The organism is Accumulibacter sp., assembly GCF_032229525.1.
In the GTDB taxonomy this organism is placed as follows: Bacteria; Pseudomonadota; Gammaproteobacteria; order Burkholderiales; family Rhodocyclaceae; genus Accumulibacter.
Genome location: NZ_JAVTWB010000090.1, coordinates 14,544 through 29,246, shown reverse-complemented (window position 1 = coordinate 29,246; position 14,703 = coordinate 14,544). Strand labels below are relative to the sequence as shown.

General features: G+C 65.0%; 12 protein-coding genes and 1 pseudogene. 4 read left to right on the top strand and 9 right to left on the bottom strand.

Features of this window, described 5'->3' with window-relative positions; all coding sequences use genetic code 11:
* Positions 1-1,601, top strand: a pseudogene (locus RUW20_RS05495) (alpha-2-macroglobulin family protein); the annotation flags it as partial.
* A complete protein-coding gene (gene pbpC / locus RUW20_RS05490) occupies positions 1,598-3,898 on the top strand; it encodes a penicillin-binding protein 1C (protein WP_313951187.1) in 2,301 nt (766 codons plus the stop codon). The pseudogene RUW20_RS05495 and the gene pbpC, both read left to right, overlap by 4 nt.
* Here the strand turns inward: pbpC and RUW20_RS21650 are convergent.
* A complete protein-coding gene (locus RUW20_RS21650; RefSeq protein ID WP_409559313.1) occupies positions 3,885-4,007 on the bottom strand; it encodes a PEP-CTERM sorting domain-containing protein in 123 nt (40 codons plus the stop codon). The genes pbpC and RUW20_RS21650 overlap by 14 nt on opposite strands.
* 171 nt (positions 4,008-4,178) lie before the next feature.
* Between RUW20_RS21650 and RUW20_RS05485 the strand changes: the two genes are divergently transcribed.
* Entirely contained in the window at positions 4,179-4,469 is a 291-nt protein-coding gene (locus RUW20_RS05485; RefSeq protein ID WP_313951186.1) for a DUF1330 domain-containing protein, read from the top strand.
* 559 nt (positions 4,470-5,028) lie between these two features.
* On the opposite strand, the gene RUW20_RS05480 is transcribed toward RUW20_RS05485, so the two are convergent.
* The 8 genes from RUW20_RS05480 to RUW20_RS05440 form a co-directional block, all read right to left on the bottom strand.
* Positions 5,029-7,881 carry a TIR domain-containing protein gene (locus tag RUW20_RS05480; protein ID WP_313951185.1) on the bottom strand — a complete coding sequence of 951 codons (2,853 nt, stop codon included), beginning with the start codon at positions 7,879-7,881 and terminating at the stop codon, positions 5,029-5,031.
* A 1,101-nt stretch (positions 7,882-8,982) separates the two neighbouring features.
* A complete protein-coding gene (locus tag RUW20_RS05470) occupies positions 8,983-10,104 on the bottom strand; it encodes an alkene reductase (RefSeq protein WP_313951184.1) in 1,122 nt (373 codons plus the stop codon).
* A 430-nt stretch (positions 10,105-10,534) separates the two neighbouring features.
* On the bottom strand, positions 10,535-11,524 hold the full coding sequence (locus RUW20_RS05465; protein ID WP_313951183.1) for an NAD(P)H-dependent glycerol-3-phosphate dehydrogenase: 990 nt from the start codon (positions 11,522-11,524) through the stop codon (positions 10,535-10,537).
* Between the two features lie 5 nt (positions 11,525-11,529).
* Complete coding sequence (locus tag RUW20_RS05460; RefSeq protein ID WP_313951182.1) at positions 11,530-11,964, bottom strand: SH3 domain-containing protein; 435 nt, start codon at positions 11,962-11,964, stop codon at positions 11,530-11,532.
* Between the two features lie 30 nt (positions 11,965-11,994).
* Positions 11,995-12,462 (bottom strand): protein-export chaperone SecB, encoded by a 468-nt coding sequence (secB, locus tag RUW20_RS05455; protein ID WP_313951181.1) that lies wholly within the window; start codon positions 12,460-12,462, stop codon positions 11,995-11,997.
* 54 nt (positions 12,463-12,516) lie between these two features.
* Positions 12,517-12,768 carry a glutaredoxin 3 gene (gene grxC, locus RUW20_RS05450; RefSeq protein WP_313951239.1) on the bottom strand — a complete coding sequence of 84 codons (252 nt, stop codon included), beginning with the start codon at positions 12,766-12,768 and terminating at the stop codon, positions 12,517-12,519.
* A gap of 20 nt (positions 12,769-12,788) precedes the next feature.
* Positions 12,789-13,208: a rhodanese-like domain-containing protein gene (locus tag RUW20_RS05445; RefSeq protein WP_313951180.1), complete on the bottom strand. Its 420-nt coding sequence runs from the start codon at positions 13,206-13,208 to the stop codon at positions 12,789-12,791.
* 88 nt (positions 13,209-13,296) lie between these two features.
* Positions 13,297-13,605, bottom strand: a complete 309-nt coding sequence (locus RUW20_RS05440) for a metalloregulator ArsR/SmtB family transcription factor (RefSeq protein ID WP_313951179.1) — start codon at positions 13,603-13,605, stop codon at positions 13,297-13,299.
* Positions 13,606-13,888: 283 nt separating this feature from the next.
* On the opposite strand from RUW20_RS05440, the gene RUW20_RS05435 reads away from it, so the two are divergent.
* A partial coding sequence (locus RUW20_RS05435; protein WP_409559310.1) for a murein hydrolase activator EnvC family protein occupies positions 13,889-14,703 on the top strand: 815 nt, incomplete at its 3' end.

The window sequence follows — 14,703 nt, the reverse complement described above, 5'->3', positions numbered from 1 at the left end:
GCGTCGACATCCGTGATCCCGAACTGGGTGGCTTCCTGCGCCAGAGCGTCGCGGCAACGCTGGCGATATCGAACCAGCCGCCGATCGACGTGCGCAGCGCCGTGCAGGGGCTGTTGCGCTACCCCTACGGCTGCGCCGAGCAGACCACCAGCAGCGCCTATCCGCACGTCTTCATTGACCAGGCAGAGGCCCAGGCGTTTGGCCTCAAACCCTTCACCCAGGCGCAGCGCGCGGCGATGCTCGACAAGGCGATCGCCCGACTGGCCGGCATGCAGGCGCCCAATGGCGGCTTCAGCCTGTGGGGCAACCTCTCCGAGTACCAGTACTGGCTGTCGGCCTACGTCACCAACTTCCTGCTCGACGCCCGCGAGCAAGGGTTCAGCGTGCCGCCCGAGGTCGAGAAGCGGGCCGTCGAGTTCCTGCTCAAAGGGCTGCAGGAAGGCGTTGCCGGCCTGCCCAGAGGCGCCGTCAGCTACAACCAGAACTCGGTCTGGAATGACGAGCGCTACGCCGGATCGGGCCGTTTCGCGGTGCTCGCCTACGGCGCCTACGTACTGGCGCGCCAAGGCAAGGCGCCGCTGTCGACCTTGCGTCAATTGGCGGAGTCGCAGGCCGCCGCCCACTCCGGGCTGGCTCTGGTCCATCTCGGTCTGGCACTCAAGCTGATGGGCGACGAAGGACGATCGACAGGCGCCATCGAAGCTGGCCTGCTGAAGCGCCGCGCCGGGCCGCAAACCGCCTGGTGGGGCGACTACGGCAGCAATCTGCGCGACTGGGCGCTGATCTACACGCTGCTCGACAAGCACCAGCTGACGCCGGCCGGACGTGAAAACCTGGTCAGCCAGGTGGCGGGCGAAATGACGGGCAAGCGCTACTACAGCACGCAGGAGCAACTGGCGCTGTTTCTCATGGGACGAAGTTTCGTCACCGGCGCCAGCAAAGAATGGCACGGCGAGTTGATCGCGGCCGGCAAGGCGCAGGCGATCGGCGGCAAGGGAACACAGTTCCTGCCCCTGTCAGCAGAGCAGGTGGCGGCAGGCGTGCGAATCAGGAATGCCGGCGGCGAGCGACTGTTCGCCGAGCTCAGCCTGAGCGGCAACCCGGCCACGATGCCCGCCGCGCGACGCGACGACTTCGACCTGAAACGCGACTGGTTCACCGCCGACGGCAAACCGCTCGCTGGTCGCGCGCTGCGCGTCGGCGAAACAGCCATCGTTCGTCTGCAGGTGAAGAGCACCGGACGCTACGCCAACGGTCTGGTGGTTGACTACATCCCGGCGGGTCTCGAGATCGAAAACAGCCACATCGTCCAGGGCGAGCAAGCGGTGGTCACCATCGATGGTGTCGATCCGCGGCAGGCAATGCTCAACAGCAACATCAAGCACGTCGAGTTCCGCGATGACCGTTTTGTCGTCGCCGCCAGACTCGCCGGTACGATGCCCTTCTTCTACCGCGTTCGCGTCGTCACCCCGGGGCGCTTCGTGGTGCCGCCGACCTACGCCGAAGACATGTATCAGCCACAAATTTACGGTCTTGCCGGTGGCGAGCAGATGCTGGAAATCAGCGACGGCAGGGAAGACAAGGCCGGCACCGGGAAATGATCCGCAACCGGCTGCGGCTGGCGTTGGCTGCCGCGCTCGCCCTGCTGCTGCTTGCCGACCAGCTGTTGCCACCGCCGCTGCCCGAAGATTCGGCACCACAAGCGCAGCTGGTCGTCGCGCGCGACGGCACGCCACTGCGTGCCTTCCCGAACCGTCAGCACATCTGGCGCCACCCGGTGCGCATCGAAGACGTTTCCCCCCGTTATATCGAAGCACTGGTGGCCTACGAGGACCGTGGTTTCTGGTGGCATCCGGGCGTCAATCCGTGGGCGCTGGCGCGCGCGGCGCGGCAATGGCTAAGCCACGGACATGTCGTTTCCGGCGGCTCGACGCTGAGCATGCAGGTGGCGCGCCTGCTCGAGCCGACGCCGCGTACGGTCACCGGCAAGCTGCTACAGATCGCGCGCGCCCTGCAGCTCGAGCTGCGCCTCTCCAAGCGTGAGATTCTCGAGCTGTACCTCGGCTTGGCACCGATGGGCGGCGTCGTCGAAGGGGTCGAGGCGGCGAGCCGCGCCTATCTCGGCAAGCCGGCGAAGCGGCTGAGTGAATCGGAAGCCGCTTTGCTGACGGTGCTGCCGCAGGCGCCGTCCCGCTTGCGGCCGGATCGCCACCCCGAGCGCGCGCGGCAGGCGCGCGACAAGGTGCTCGAACGCCTGCAATCGCGCTGGGGAGCGCGGGCGATCGCCGACGCGCGTCAGGAACCGGTGATCGCTCAGACCATCCATGAGCCGCTGCTGGCGCCACTACTGGCCGAACGCCTGCGGCGGCTGAAGCCCGATGCGGCGCGCATCGACAGCACCATCGATGCCGGCATGCAGCAGACCGTCGAGCAACTGCTCGCCTCGCGCCTGGCGGTGCTGCCACCACGGGTGTCGATGGCCACTCTGGTGGTCGACAACGAGACGCTCGAAGTTCGCGCTTACGCCGGCTCGGCCGATTTCACCGACGACGCGCGCTTCGCCCATGTGGACATGGTGCAGGCCGCCCGCTCGCCCGGATCAACCCTGAAACCCTTCCTCTACGGGCTGGCGCTCGATGAGGGATTGATGCACTCGGAATCGCTGCTGGCCGACGCGCCGCAATCGTTCTCGGGTTACCAGCCGGGTAATTTCCAGGCCAGCTTCAGCGGCCCGGTCAGTGCCTCGGAGGCCTTACAGAAGTCGCTCAACGTGCCGGCGGTGGAAGTGCTCGAACAGCTCGGGCCGCAACGCTTCGTTGCACTGCTTCGACGCGGCGGGCTAAAGCTCGAGTTGCCGCGCGGGGCGACGCCCAATCTCGGCGTCATCCTCGGTGGCGTGGCGGTCAACCTCGAAGGATTGGTCGCCGCCTACACGGCGTTGGCGCGCGCCGGCGTCAGCGGCCGGCCACGCTATTTTGCCGACGCCCCGATCGAGGAAGCACGGATGATGAGCGAAGGCGCCGCCTTCATCATTCGCGATCTGCTCGAGTCCGGCGGACCGCTCGCCCGGCTGGTCGACGGCGGCGTCGGCGCGCGCCGCGGCATCGCCTGGAAGACCGGCACCAGCTTCGGTTTCCGCGACGCCTGGGCAGTCGGCGTCAGCGACCAGTTCACCGTCGGCGTCTGGATCGGCCGGCCCGACGGCACGCCGAATCCAGGCTTCTTCGGCGCCAACATCGCGGCGCCGCTGCTGGTCGATGTCTTTTCGGCCCTCGACGATGAAGCACCACGACCACGGACGCCACCCGCCAGCGTTTCCTCGACCACGATCTGCTGGCCGCTGGGCACGCGCAGCAACGCAACACCGCCCGGACTATGCCATCAGGAAAGAGCCGCCTGGATTCTCGACGGGGCGGCACCGCCAACCTTTCCCGACCGCCTGCGCGGCGGCGCCCCGCGCTATACCGACTACCGCGACGCAGCGAGCGGGCTGCGCGTCCGCGCCGCTTGCGCCAGCGGCGAGATGCAGGCCATCGACATGGCTCGCTGGCCAGCCACCCTCGAACCCTGGCTCGACACCGCGACCCGCCAGCGGGCGCTGCCACCGGCCTGGGCACCCGAGTGCAGCAGCGCACGCGCCCCGGAAAACGGCTTGAGAATCGTCGGCATCAGCGACGGCGAAACGATCCGCCGCGCCGGCAACGGGCCGGTGCCGGAGCTGCGTCTCGAAGCCCGTGGCGGGCAGCAGGAGTTGATCTGGCTGCTCAATGGCCGGCAGATCGCTCGCCTGCCGGCCGGACGCGCCCTGCACCAGAAGTTCAGCGATGCCGGACGCTACCGGATCACGGTGATGGACGACGCCGGGCGTTACGACCGGGTCGAGATCAGCGTGCGCTGAGCGGACGCAAGGCCCGACGGCAGCACATCGACAGGATGCCCAGCGCCAGCACCAGCAACGCCAAGGTCGCCGGCTCTGGAACCTGACTGGCAAGCGAGGGTCGGCAGATCTCGACGACCCTGGTCGATCACCACTCGATACGTGGCCGGGTATTCACGCACCCGGGTAAGGCCGTCGATGCTGAAGATCGCCGATGACCGGCACCGGGAGTTGCCAATCGCGTTGCGTACGATCGGCGCCACGGGTGCTGGTGGGGCAAACCCTGCGCAGGAGGGACAATATGACGGTGAAGATTATCGGCTTGATCAAGCTTCTCGATGCGGCAGCATTCGAGGAGTACCGGAGCAAGGTGGGGATCACGGTTGCCAAACACGGCGGGCAGGTGCGCTATCGAGGGACGCTGGCTGACACCTACTGGAACGAACTCGACTGCGAAGCCTTCGACGCATTCGTCGAGCTTGAGTTTCCGACCCTGGAAGACTCGGCGCAGTGGGCAGCCAGTGACGACTACCACGACCTGCTCGCCGTGCGCGGTGCAGCGATGAAGCTGACACTGTTCGCGATTCAATAGGGGCGCGTCGAGTGGTTCGTGCTGGCGCCATCAACAGCCAGGAACGGAAGGGCCATCCGCATCGCTATCCACAACAACGGCAAGGTGGCTGGCTCCCGCGAACGGTCAATGAACCCGGGAACTCCGCCGTGGTGTGTGCACCAATCAACACCGGATACGGTGTCAGCAGAGACTTGGCCCCTCGCCGAAGGCGCGCGGGCCAGGACTATCGCGCAATGCCCTGGGTTCGCGACCTCCTGCGCCAACACGCCGGTTTCTGCAGTGCAGAGATATCCACGCGCGGTGCGGCGAAGATCTCATGGGCCGACGCCCAGCGACGAGGCTCCATCAAGTAGACACCTACCATCTGTTCAAACCACTTCTGGATGCGATTCATGGTGGGTGATTCCTCCGTGGAGATCGATTGATCGGAAGCCGCTGCGACAGGAGTAAGAATACCTGAGTGCTGTACGCATGTACAGTTGTTTTTGCGGCCGCGATGAGCTCGTGCCGTTCCCTGCCGATTGCCAGAGCCAGCGAGCGACTTCATCGCCACTCGTGGCGTCTCCCCGACCGAGACCTACAGCGCGGGTGGCGGCAGCCCGGGGCAAGTGGCTTGAGGCGGCTCCTTACCGATGTATTGCGCCCAGGCGATCAGGCCGAGGTTGCGGGTGAGGCGCTGGCAGGCGGTGCTCACCAGCGTCTGGCCATCGGTGGTGTGGATACTCGATTCGCTACCGGTGTGCACGCGCAGCCGGCCGTCGGCCTGGAAGCCCAGGGCGAGCACGGCATCCGGCGTGTCGATGCGCGATCGCTCGACGCCGCTGGCGGCGTCCCACAGGCGGGCGGTGTGGTCCGAAGCGCCGGTGGCGATCAGCGTACCGCTGGCGTCGTAGGCAACGGCCAGCACGGGAAACTGGTGTTCGAGGTAGCGGGCGACCTGGCCGGTGTCGAGCCGCCACAGCCTGGCCATGCGATCCGAACTGGCGCTGGCCAGCGTGCTGCCGTCGGGGCTGAAGGCGAGGCCACGCACGTCATGATTGTGCTTGAGCGTGTGGAGGAGCTGCCCGTCTTCGACGCCCCAGACGCGGGCCAGGCGATCGCTGCCGCCGCTAGCCACCTGGCGACCGTCCGCGCTGAAGGCATGGGTCATCACGAAGCGCTCCCCGTCAACGCGCTGCCATATTTCCTTGCCGTCGGCCAGGGACCACAGGCGCACGCTACCGTCACGCGCGCCGGTGAGCAGGCGCGCGCCATCGGGATGGAAACCAACGGTGTCGGCGGGTTTGGCCAGCGTCAGTTGCTGGCGCATCGTCGCCTCGGGAATGGACCAGATGTCGACCTTCGCGTCGAAGCGGGACACCGCTAGTTGCCGTCTGTCGGCGCTAACGTCGAAGGTCAGCACGCCGGCACCGCTGCTGAAGGCGAACGGCGGATCGGCGCTGTCGAGCCGGCGCAATTGCCAGCGCCCCTGGCCGGTGGCCTCGAGCAGCGATTGGGCGTCGCGCGAGACGCGATTGCCGTAGGGCTTGGGCAGCAGTTCCCGATCCGGAATGCGGTTATGCCACAGGCGGACGCGGCCATCCCGCCCGGCGGTGAGGACGTGCACGCCATCCGGACTGAAACGGGCGGCACTCAGGAAGTGGTCATGGGCAAAGCGTAGTTGCTCCGTACCGTCACTGACCCGCCACAGGCGGGCGGTGCCGTCGTTGCTGGCGCTGAGGACGTAGTCGCCGTCCGGGCTGAAGCGGGCATGCATGACCGGCCCCTGGTGGCGCACGTCCAGCTGCCGCTCGTAGGTGGTGGCGTCCCAGACGGAAACGACGCCGTCACCGGCGGCCAGCACGAGGCGTTTCCCATGGCGATCGAAACGCGCGCGGTGCACATTGGTGCGCTGGCCGATGCGTTTGAGGCTTTGCCCCGCAGGCAGCGACCATAGATACGCAGCCGAATCACTGGCGCTGACGATGCGTCCGCCGGCCGGATCGAAATCGATATCCACCACTGGCTGACGATGCGCGATGGCGGCGATCGGGCGAGCTCCTGCCAGTTGCCAGACCTGCAGCAGTGACTTGCCGCCGGCGGCCAGACGCTTGCCGTGACCATCGAAGCGCAGTGCGCGCACGGCCGAGTTCACTACGCTCGGCAGGGTGTCGACCAGCGCGCCGTTGGCGGTGCTGAAAATCGCTACCCCACCGCCCGCATCGCCGATGGCGAGCAGCGTGCCGTCGGGGCTGCATGTGAGCGCGGTGGTGGGCGCGCGCAGCGGCAGATTCGCCAGGCGTTCGCCGCTGCTCGCGTTCCACAAGAAGACGCGGCCGTCTTGCAGGCGGGCGGCAAGGCGCTGGGTGCGCGGGCAGCCGGCGAGCGCGATGATCGGACTGTCATGCGACAGCTTGAGGGGTGCCCCCGCCTGCCCTGGCGCGAGAAGTCCCACCGTTTCGCCTTCGGCATAGGCGACCAGACCCGCGTCGCTGACGAACACCGCGTCGACAATCGCCTTGAACGGCAGATGAAGGCCGCCGGCCGGTTCGGGCAGCAAACGCAGGGCACGACGCAGCGGCACGTCGTTGCCCAGCGCCGGGCGGCGTTTCCATGATTCGATGGCCAGCAGGGCGCTGGTCTCGATCAGCGCTGCCCGCTCGCTGGCGACCAGGCTGGCGTCCGAACCGATACGGCGCGCCTCGGCGTTCTGGCGAGCGGCATCGGCCCGTGTTTCGGCAATCAACGCCCACACGGCCAAGGCGACGAGTGTCAGCATGCCGACCACCGTCCCGGCGAGCGCGATGCGCAGGCGGCGGGTGGCCGCACGTCGGCTGGCCTGAATGAATTCGATCTGAACCTGCGCGGCGGCGGGACTCTTGTCAGCGCTGCCGGCCAACCAGGCTTCGGCCTGTTGCAGCGCACGTCCCTTGAGCAGGCGGCTGCGTTCGCCGCCGGCGCCCTGCCAGGCCAGCGCCGGCACCAGCAAGGCGGTGTGGCGATGCAGCCAGTCGAGGTCGGTATCCACCGCCTCGACCAGGGCCGCGAGGCCGCTGTCGAAGTCGTCCGTCGCACGCAGGAATATCCAGTTGCGCTGCGCCAGTTCGGGGGGTATCGGCGTCTCACCGGCCTCTCGCACTACCAGCGGCACCAGGCGCTTGTTCAGTGCAAGCGCAACAGCCAGCTCCTGGCCACAAACCTCGGAGCGCAGCGAATCGGGGCTGAGCATGAAGACGAAGGCGTCTGCCGAACGGATGCCCTGTTCGATTTCGGCCAGCCATTCGGCGCTGGGCGGGATGCCCTCCCAGTCCACCCACAAGGCGCGCCCGCGGGCGGCAAGCGCGTCGCACAGGCGGCGGGCGACGTCCTGGTCGCGACGCGAATAGGAGATGAACAGCCGCGCTGTCGCGCTGTCCAGAGTTTCGGCGTCGGCAGTGTGGGTCTTGATCATCGGCCGGACTCCTGTTGCGTCCGTCACAGTCTGCCAGCGGGCCGGACTACGCCACCTGCGCTGGCGCATGGCGTAGGTGAGACGTGCTTTTTGTCGATCTGTTCCGGCGCGGCGAACTGACGCTCGGCGCATGCTTTGGTGGGAAAGCCGTCGGAAAGCCGGGTGCGGGAGTGTCGCATGCACAGTTTGATCACGGTTTGATCACCAAGAGCAGACGGATGCCTTCTTCTACGCGCCCACCGTGGGGTGGCCCGCTATCAGGTGCCGGATTCGCCCAGCGAACGCTTGACATCGTCGCTTGGCCGTCGCTCCTTAACGCCTTCTCGATCCGCGTTGGCGAGGGCGTTATGCGCAATCACGGTTGACAGGAATTGAGCGCGACTTGCCGCGCGGCGCGCCACCGGTGAAGGTGGAGGTGGCGCAACTGGTGGAACTGACCACGCAGAGCACGCCCGCAGCGGCGACGCACTGAAGCACCCGCAAGATGGCCGCCGAACTGGGTGTCAGTGCGGCCAGCGTCTCGCGCCACGGCGCGTGCCAAGGCCTTGAAGCCTCACCTGGTACGCGCCGTCAAGGTCTCGCGCGATCCCAAGTTCGTCAAGAAACTCGAAGAGATCGTCGGTCTGTACTTGTCGCCACCCGAGCATGCGCGGGTGTTGTGCTGCGACGAGAAAAGCCAGGTGCAGGCACTCGACCGTACGCAGCCCGGCTTGCCACGGAAGTGGGGCGTGCGACCACCGCGATCCATGGTTACAAGCGCAACGGCACGACCCATGCTGTTCGCCGCGCTCAACGTGCTGGACAGCCGTGTGATCGCGCAGCAAGCAGCAACACCGTCATCGAGTGGCTCAAGTTTCTGCGCAAGATCGATCGGCAAACACCGAAGGACAAAGCGCTGCACCGGATCGCCGACAACTGCACCGCGGCGTGTTCACCAGCGTCCCCGCGTTGGTCACTGCCATTGACGACTACATCGCCCGCCAAACACCAAACCCAAACCGCTTATCTGGACCGACAGCGCTCGCCACATCGTCCAGAACGTCATTCATGCCAACAGCCGCTTAAGTTCTCAACAGGATGCACCACTACACCAGGCAGTGCTCACGCTGCGGTGACGGCGGCAGGGTCAAATGCCGGATAGTCAATGTAGCCTTTGGCCCCACCCTTGTAGATCGTCGTCGAGTTCCAGGGTGCCAGCGGCGCCCCGATGCGCAGACGCTGGACGAGATCGGGATTGGCGATGAAGTACTTGCCAAAGGCAATCAAATCGCCGCGACCGGCGCGCAACGCTGCTTCCGCGCGTTGCCGGTCGAACCCTCCGCAAAGAATCAAGGTCCCCGCGAAACACGCCCGCAGGTGCGGCAGCAGTTCTCCCTGCTGGTCGTGGATCCAGTTCCCTTCCTGGTCATAGACGTGCAGATGGCCGATCCTCATCAGCTTCAGCCGAGTGGCGAGATAGCCGTAGCTGACCAGCGGATCCGGATCGGGCTGCATCTCGTGCGCGGTACCCAGCGGCGAGATGCGCACACCGACCCGTGCGCTGCCGATCGCGCCGGCTACGGCTTGCACCGTTTCCAGCAGGAAGCGCCAGCGATTGGATTGCGAACCGCCGTACTCGTCGGCGCGGTCATTGACGTAGGGGCAGCGGAACTGATCGAACAGATAGCCATTGGCGGCGTGAATCTCGACACCGTCAAAGCCTGCGGCGATGGCGTTGCGGGCGGCGCGAACGAAATCGGTGACAATCAGGCGCACCTCCTCGGTCGCCAAGCCGCGCGGCGCATCGCAGAGCGCCATCACCGGCTCGTCGCTGCCGTCGATGATCGGCACGCGGTCGCTATGCAGGCCGATCCCGGTCGGCCCCACCGGCGGCGAGCGGTCCGCGCGCAGGCTGCTGTGACCAACGCGCCCGACGTGCCAGAGCTGCAAATAGATGCGGCCACCCGCCTGATGCACCGCCTTGGTGACTTTTCTCCAGCCGGCGACCTGCGCGCCGCTGTAGATACCTGGCGTGCGAGCGCAGCCGCGAGCCTGCGGAGAAACCGGCGTCCCCTCGGCAATGATCAGACCAGCCGAAGCGCGCTGCGCGTAGTATTTTGCAGTGATCGCCCGCGGGGCGAGTTGCCAGTCAGTGGCGCGATTACGGTTCATCGGCGCCATGACGACACGGTTCGGCAGCAACTGGCCGCCGAGCGAATGGTGAGAAAACAGTTTCCTGGACATCGTTTGCCTACCTCCGTTGATGGCTGGGTATTGCACAAATCAAGCAATTTTCGTGCCCGCAAGCCATCAGCTGTACTACTTCAATTGTCGGGATAATGCACGGCCGGAGCCGTTCGCCGCAGCGGCGCTAGCACGCGCTACGCTACAGTCAGGGGGATGAGCGAGCAGCCAGCCAGAATCCGCGATCGCCGCAGCGCATGCGCACTGGACGGCGACCACATATTGGCGGCTACAGGTTTCAGATTGATGGCAGCGACAAGCGCTGTTGGGCGATCCGGGCGGGATACCACGGTAAAGCAAACCAGCGAATGCCGGCACCGGAAGACCCGACCTGCGATGGGGAGCACGATGATACACACAATGCGGGAGAAAGTCTCGTCAACCGCGACAAGCCGTGATCCGCTTTCCGGCTACGAAAAATGAGCGAGGGCTAGCTAGCCTCGCTTTTCGGATCCCGGTTCAGCAGTTTGTCGACCGCAGACGATGCGGGTTCATCGCGATAGAGAATCGCATTGACGGCCTGAGTGATCGGCATGTCTATCCCCAACTGGCTTGCCAGGCGAGCCACTTCACGCGTCGTGCCGACGCCCTCGGCGACATGGCCCAGTTCGCGGAGAATCTGCGATAGAGTCCTGCCACTGGCGAGCTCCAGGCCCACACGTCGATTCCGCGACAGGTCACCGGTGCACGTGAGGATCAGATCGCCAATGCCGGCCAGCCCCATAAAAGTCGGCGCCTGACCGCCCAGCGCCACACCGAAGCGCGCGATTTCAGCAAGACCGCGCGTAATCAACGCGGCCCGCGCATTCAAACCAAGGCCGAGACCATCGCAAACGCCGGTGGCGATAGCCATGACGTTCTTCACCGCCCCGCCGACTTCGACACCCGCCAAGTCATCGTTGGCATAGATGCGAAAGTGCGCGCTATGCAGGGCACGTGCGGTCCGCTGCCCGAAAGCAGTGTCGTTTGCCGCCAGCGTAACCGCCGTCGGGAGACCGCGCGCCACCTCCTGGGCAAAGCTCGGGCCCGACAAGGCGCCGCAAGGAACTTGTGCACCGAGCTCTTCAGCGACAATCTGGTGCGGCAGCTTGCCCGTTTCGGCCTCCAGCCCCTTGCACGCCCAGATCAGCGGGCTCACCACCGCGGCATCGCGCAAGCGGCAAAGCGTCGGCCGCAGGCCGGAAAGCGGGGTGGCAATGAGCAGCAAATCGGCACCGGCCACCGCCGTCTCGAACTCCTCGCCGATCAACAACGCGTCGGGAAAGCGTTGTCCCTGAAGGAAGCGTGGATTCTCTCGGTCGTCGCGCAAGCCGCGCCGAACCTCAGGCTCGCGCGCCCACAGCGTGACGGTGTGGCTGGCGCTGAAAGCAATGGCCAGTGCACTACCCCAGGCGCCCGCCCCGAGCACCGTCAGTTTCATGGCCTTCAGAGACCCCAGACCTGGTCGGCACGTACGAAACCTGATTGTCCATCACGATGGCGCACCCGTACCCAGCCACCAGGAGCCGTTTCAAGGTAGTCAAGCGCCACGTTCTTTTCCGCTTCGAAGACCAGCGGCGCTGACTCGTCGGCAGTCTGCCGGATTTGGGCGCGAGCGACAGTGACGATCACCGCCCGCCGCATGCCAAGGTACTTTGTCTCGAGCCAGGCCAGGCCTCCCTCGGCATCCCGCACCTTCGCCCATCCTTCGAGATGAACCACCAATTCGACCGGTGTGCCGCGCTTGATGACGAAAAGCCTGGCGCCTCTCTGCGAAGGCGCGTCGAAGAGAACGGTCGCCGTATCGATAGTGCGGTACTCGATCGCCAGAGCCGGCACGACAAATCCCGCAGCGAGCAGGAAAGCCAGTAGCCGCTTCATCCGCAGACCCGCAATCGGGATCGAGTCGGTTTACTGGATCGTCGACTGACCCGGCTCATCTTTCGCCGCCTCCTGCTGCTGCAAACGCGACATGTACAGCGCTTCGAAGTTGACTGGTTGCAGCATCACCGGTGCGAAGCCGGCGCGGGTAACGGTATCGGAAACGATCTCGCGCGCATAAGGATAAAGAATGTTTGGGCAGGCAATCGACAGCAAGGGCTCCATATTTTCGCTCGGCACATTCTGGACGCGGAAGATGCCCGCCTGACCGACTTCCACGAGAAAAACGGTCTTCTCTTCGATCTTGGACGTTACGGTCGCCGTCAGGGTCACCTCGAAGAGCCCGTCGCCAACCCCTTGAGCCTTGGTTTGCAATTGGATATTGACGGTGGGGGACTCTCGCTCGAGATAAATCTGCGGTGCATTGGGCACCTCAACCGAGAGGTCCTTGATGTAGATCTTCTCGATCGCAAATACGGGGGCTGCTTGTTCGCTCATAGTAAGTTCTCGGACCATGCTGTGGAATTGTTGATGAAGCTCGAAGCGCAGATGTCAAACGCATTCACCCGCGAGTAAGGGCGATAACTTGCCCGCACGATCAAACGCCAGGAGATCGTCGAAGCCACCGACGTGTAACTCACCGATATAGATCTGCGGAACGGTCCGCCTGGTAGTCCTTTCGACCATCTCGTTGCGGCGCCCGGGATCAAGGTCAATGCGGATTTTCTCGATCTCGGCAACACCACGGGCGTGCAGCAATTGCTCAGCCCGAATACAGAAAGGGCAGGCGCCGGTAGAGTACATCAGCACCCGCGGCGAGCGGCTCACTTTCCCGACCCCTTCTTCAGTGGCAGACCGGCCTCCACCCAAGCACCAATGCCACCCTCGAGGGTGTGCAGTCTGGAGAAACCAAGCTTGGCCAGTTTGGAACAGGCGGCAGATGCACGCGCACCGGACTGACAGACGAGAATCACCGGCTTGTCCTTGAACCGCTCCAGTTCGCCGGCGCGTTCTGCCAAGGACCCTGACGGAATGTTGCGAGCGTCGGACGGGTGGCCGGCGAGGTACTCGTTCGGCTCGCGAATGTCGAGCAACTGCGCGTTCTCACGGTTGATCAGCATCGTCGCCTGAGCAGGCGTTAGCGACCGTGAGCCACCGGGGCGACGGACCGAGAGCCCCAGCAGCAGTGTGCCGCTGACCACGGCGACAGCCACCAGGAGAAGGTTCTGCTGTATGAATTCCAATCGAAGCTCCAGAAATTAACGCGGCAAGAAAGACCAAACCGGGACGCCCGCCGCCGGCAAGTGCAGGCCGGGCGAACGCGGGGGACTGCTAATCGCCGCAGAAAACCTCACGCATCATGCCAATCAACTGCAGCGTCCGGGCGTCGCCGACACGATAGTAGACCCGGTTGGCGTCCTTGCGTGCCAGCAGAACGCCCTTTTCGCGAAGGATTGCAAGGTGCTGGGAAATGTTGCTTTGCGAAGTACCCACAGCGTCAACGATCTCTTGAACGCAAGCGTCCTGATCACCGATCACACAAAGAATCTTGAGGCGCAAGGGATGCGAAATCGACTTCAGCGCACGTGCCGCCTGTTCGATATGCTCCTGCTTGTCGATAATGCTGATCCGGATAGGCACGTTACGCCAAGCCCACTGCTTATCATAATATAATCGGCGATTATAGAACAAAACCCTCAGCCAGGGGGTGTCCCCACACACTCTGGATCTGGCCGTAGCCCCCCATTTGCCAGGCCTGTCCAGCCAACCCACGTTTCTGCCAGGCGTGCGCCGTTCATTGAGCAAACACACTGCAAACCCCACCAGCTGCGCCGCGTCACCATTGAGGCCGATACAGCCGGCGTCCGACCGGGCCGCAGCACGTTCTCGTCAGCTCGGACGGTGCAGCCAGAGCAGCTGGCGCTTGCCGGCCGCTCTGCTGGTCGCCGCGACCCTGTTGGCGCCAAGCTTCGCAGCCAACGGCAGGCAGAATACAAAGGACGCCGACGCCGCTTCACCGGGCGATGTCGCCGAAAAACAGAGTGACCTGAAATCGCTGCGCGCCCAGATCGACGCCATGCGCCGGGAGATGACCGCCGCAGAAAGTTCCCAGAAGCAATCGACCGATCAGCTGAAGGACGCCGAGCGCGCCATATCCATGACCCAGCGCGAGCTACACGAGCTGGCGACGCAAGTCACTGCGCTGCAAACGTCGCGCCAAGGCCTCGAGGTGCAGTCGCGCGAGATCGAGCAGCGGCTGCAGGCGCAACAGGCACAACTGGAAAAATTGCTGTATCGGCAGTATCTGCGCGGCAATCCTGATCCGCTCCGGCTCCTCCTCAACGGTGACGACCCCTATCAGCTGGCGCGGGATCTGCACTACCTGGAAGCGATCGGGCGGGCACGCAGCGCGCTCCTGCGAGAAATCGAGACGAGCTTGAACCGCCAGCAATCCCTGGCCACCGACATGCAGCAACAAGCGGCGCGGCTGTCGGCCGCCGAAACGAAGCGCAAGGAAGAGCACGCCAAACTGCTTGCCCAACGCGAACAACGCCAGGCGACACTGGACAAGATATCGGCACAGATAGCTGCGCAGCGGCGCGAAATCGGCAACCTGCAACGTGACGAGAAGCAACTCGCAGGACTTGTCGATCGCCTGTCGAAGATTATCGCCGCGAGAGCAGCCGAGGCTCGCGCGGCCCGTCGCGAAGCGCAACTGCGCGAGCAAGCCCAGCGCGA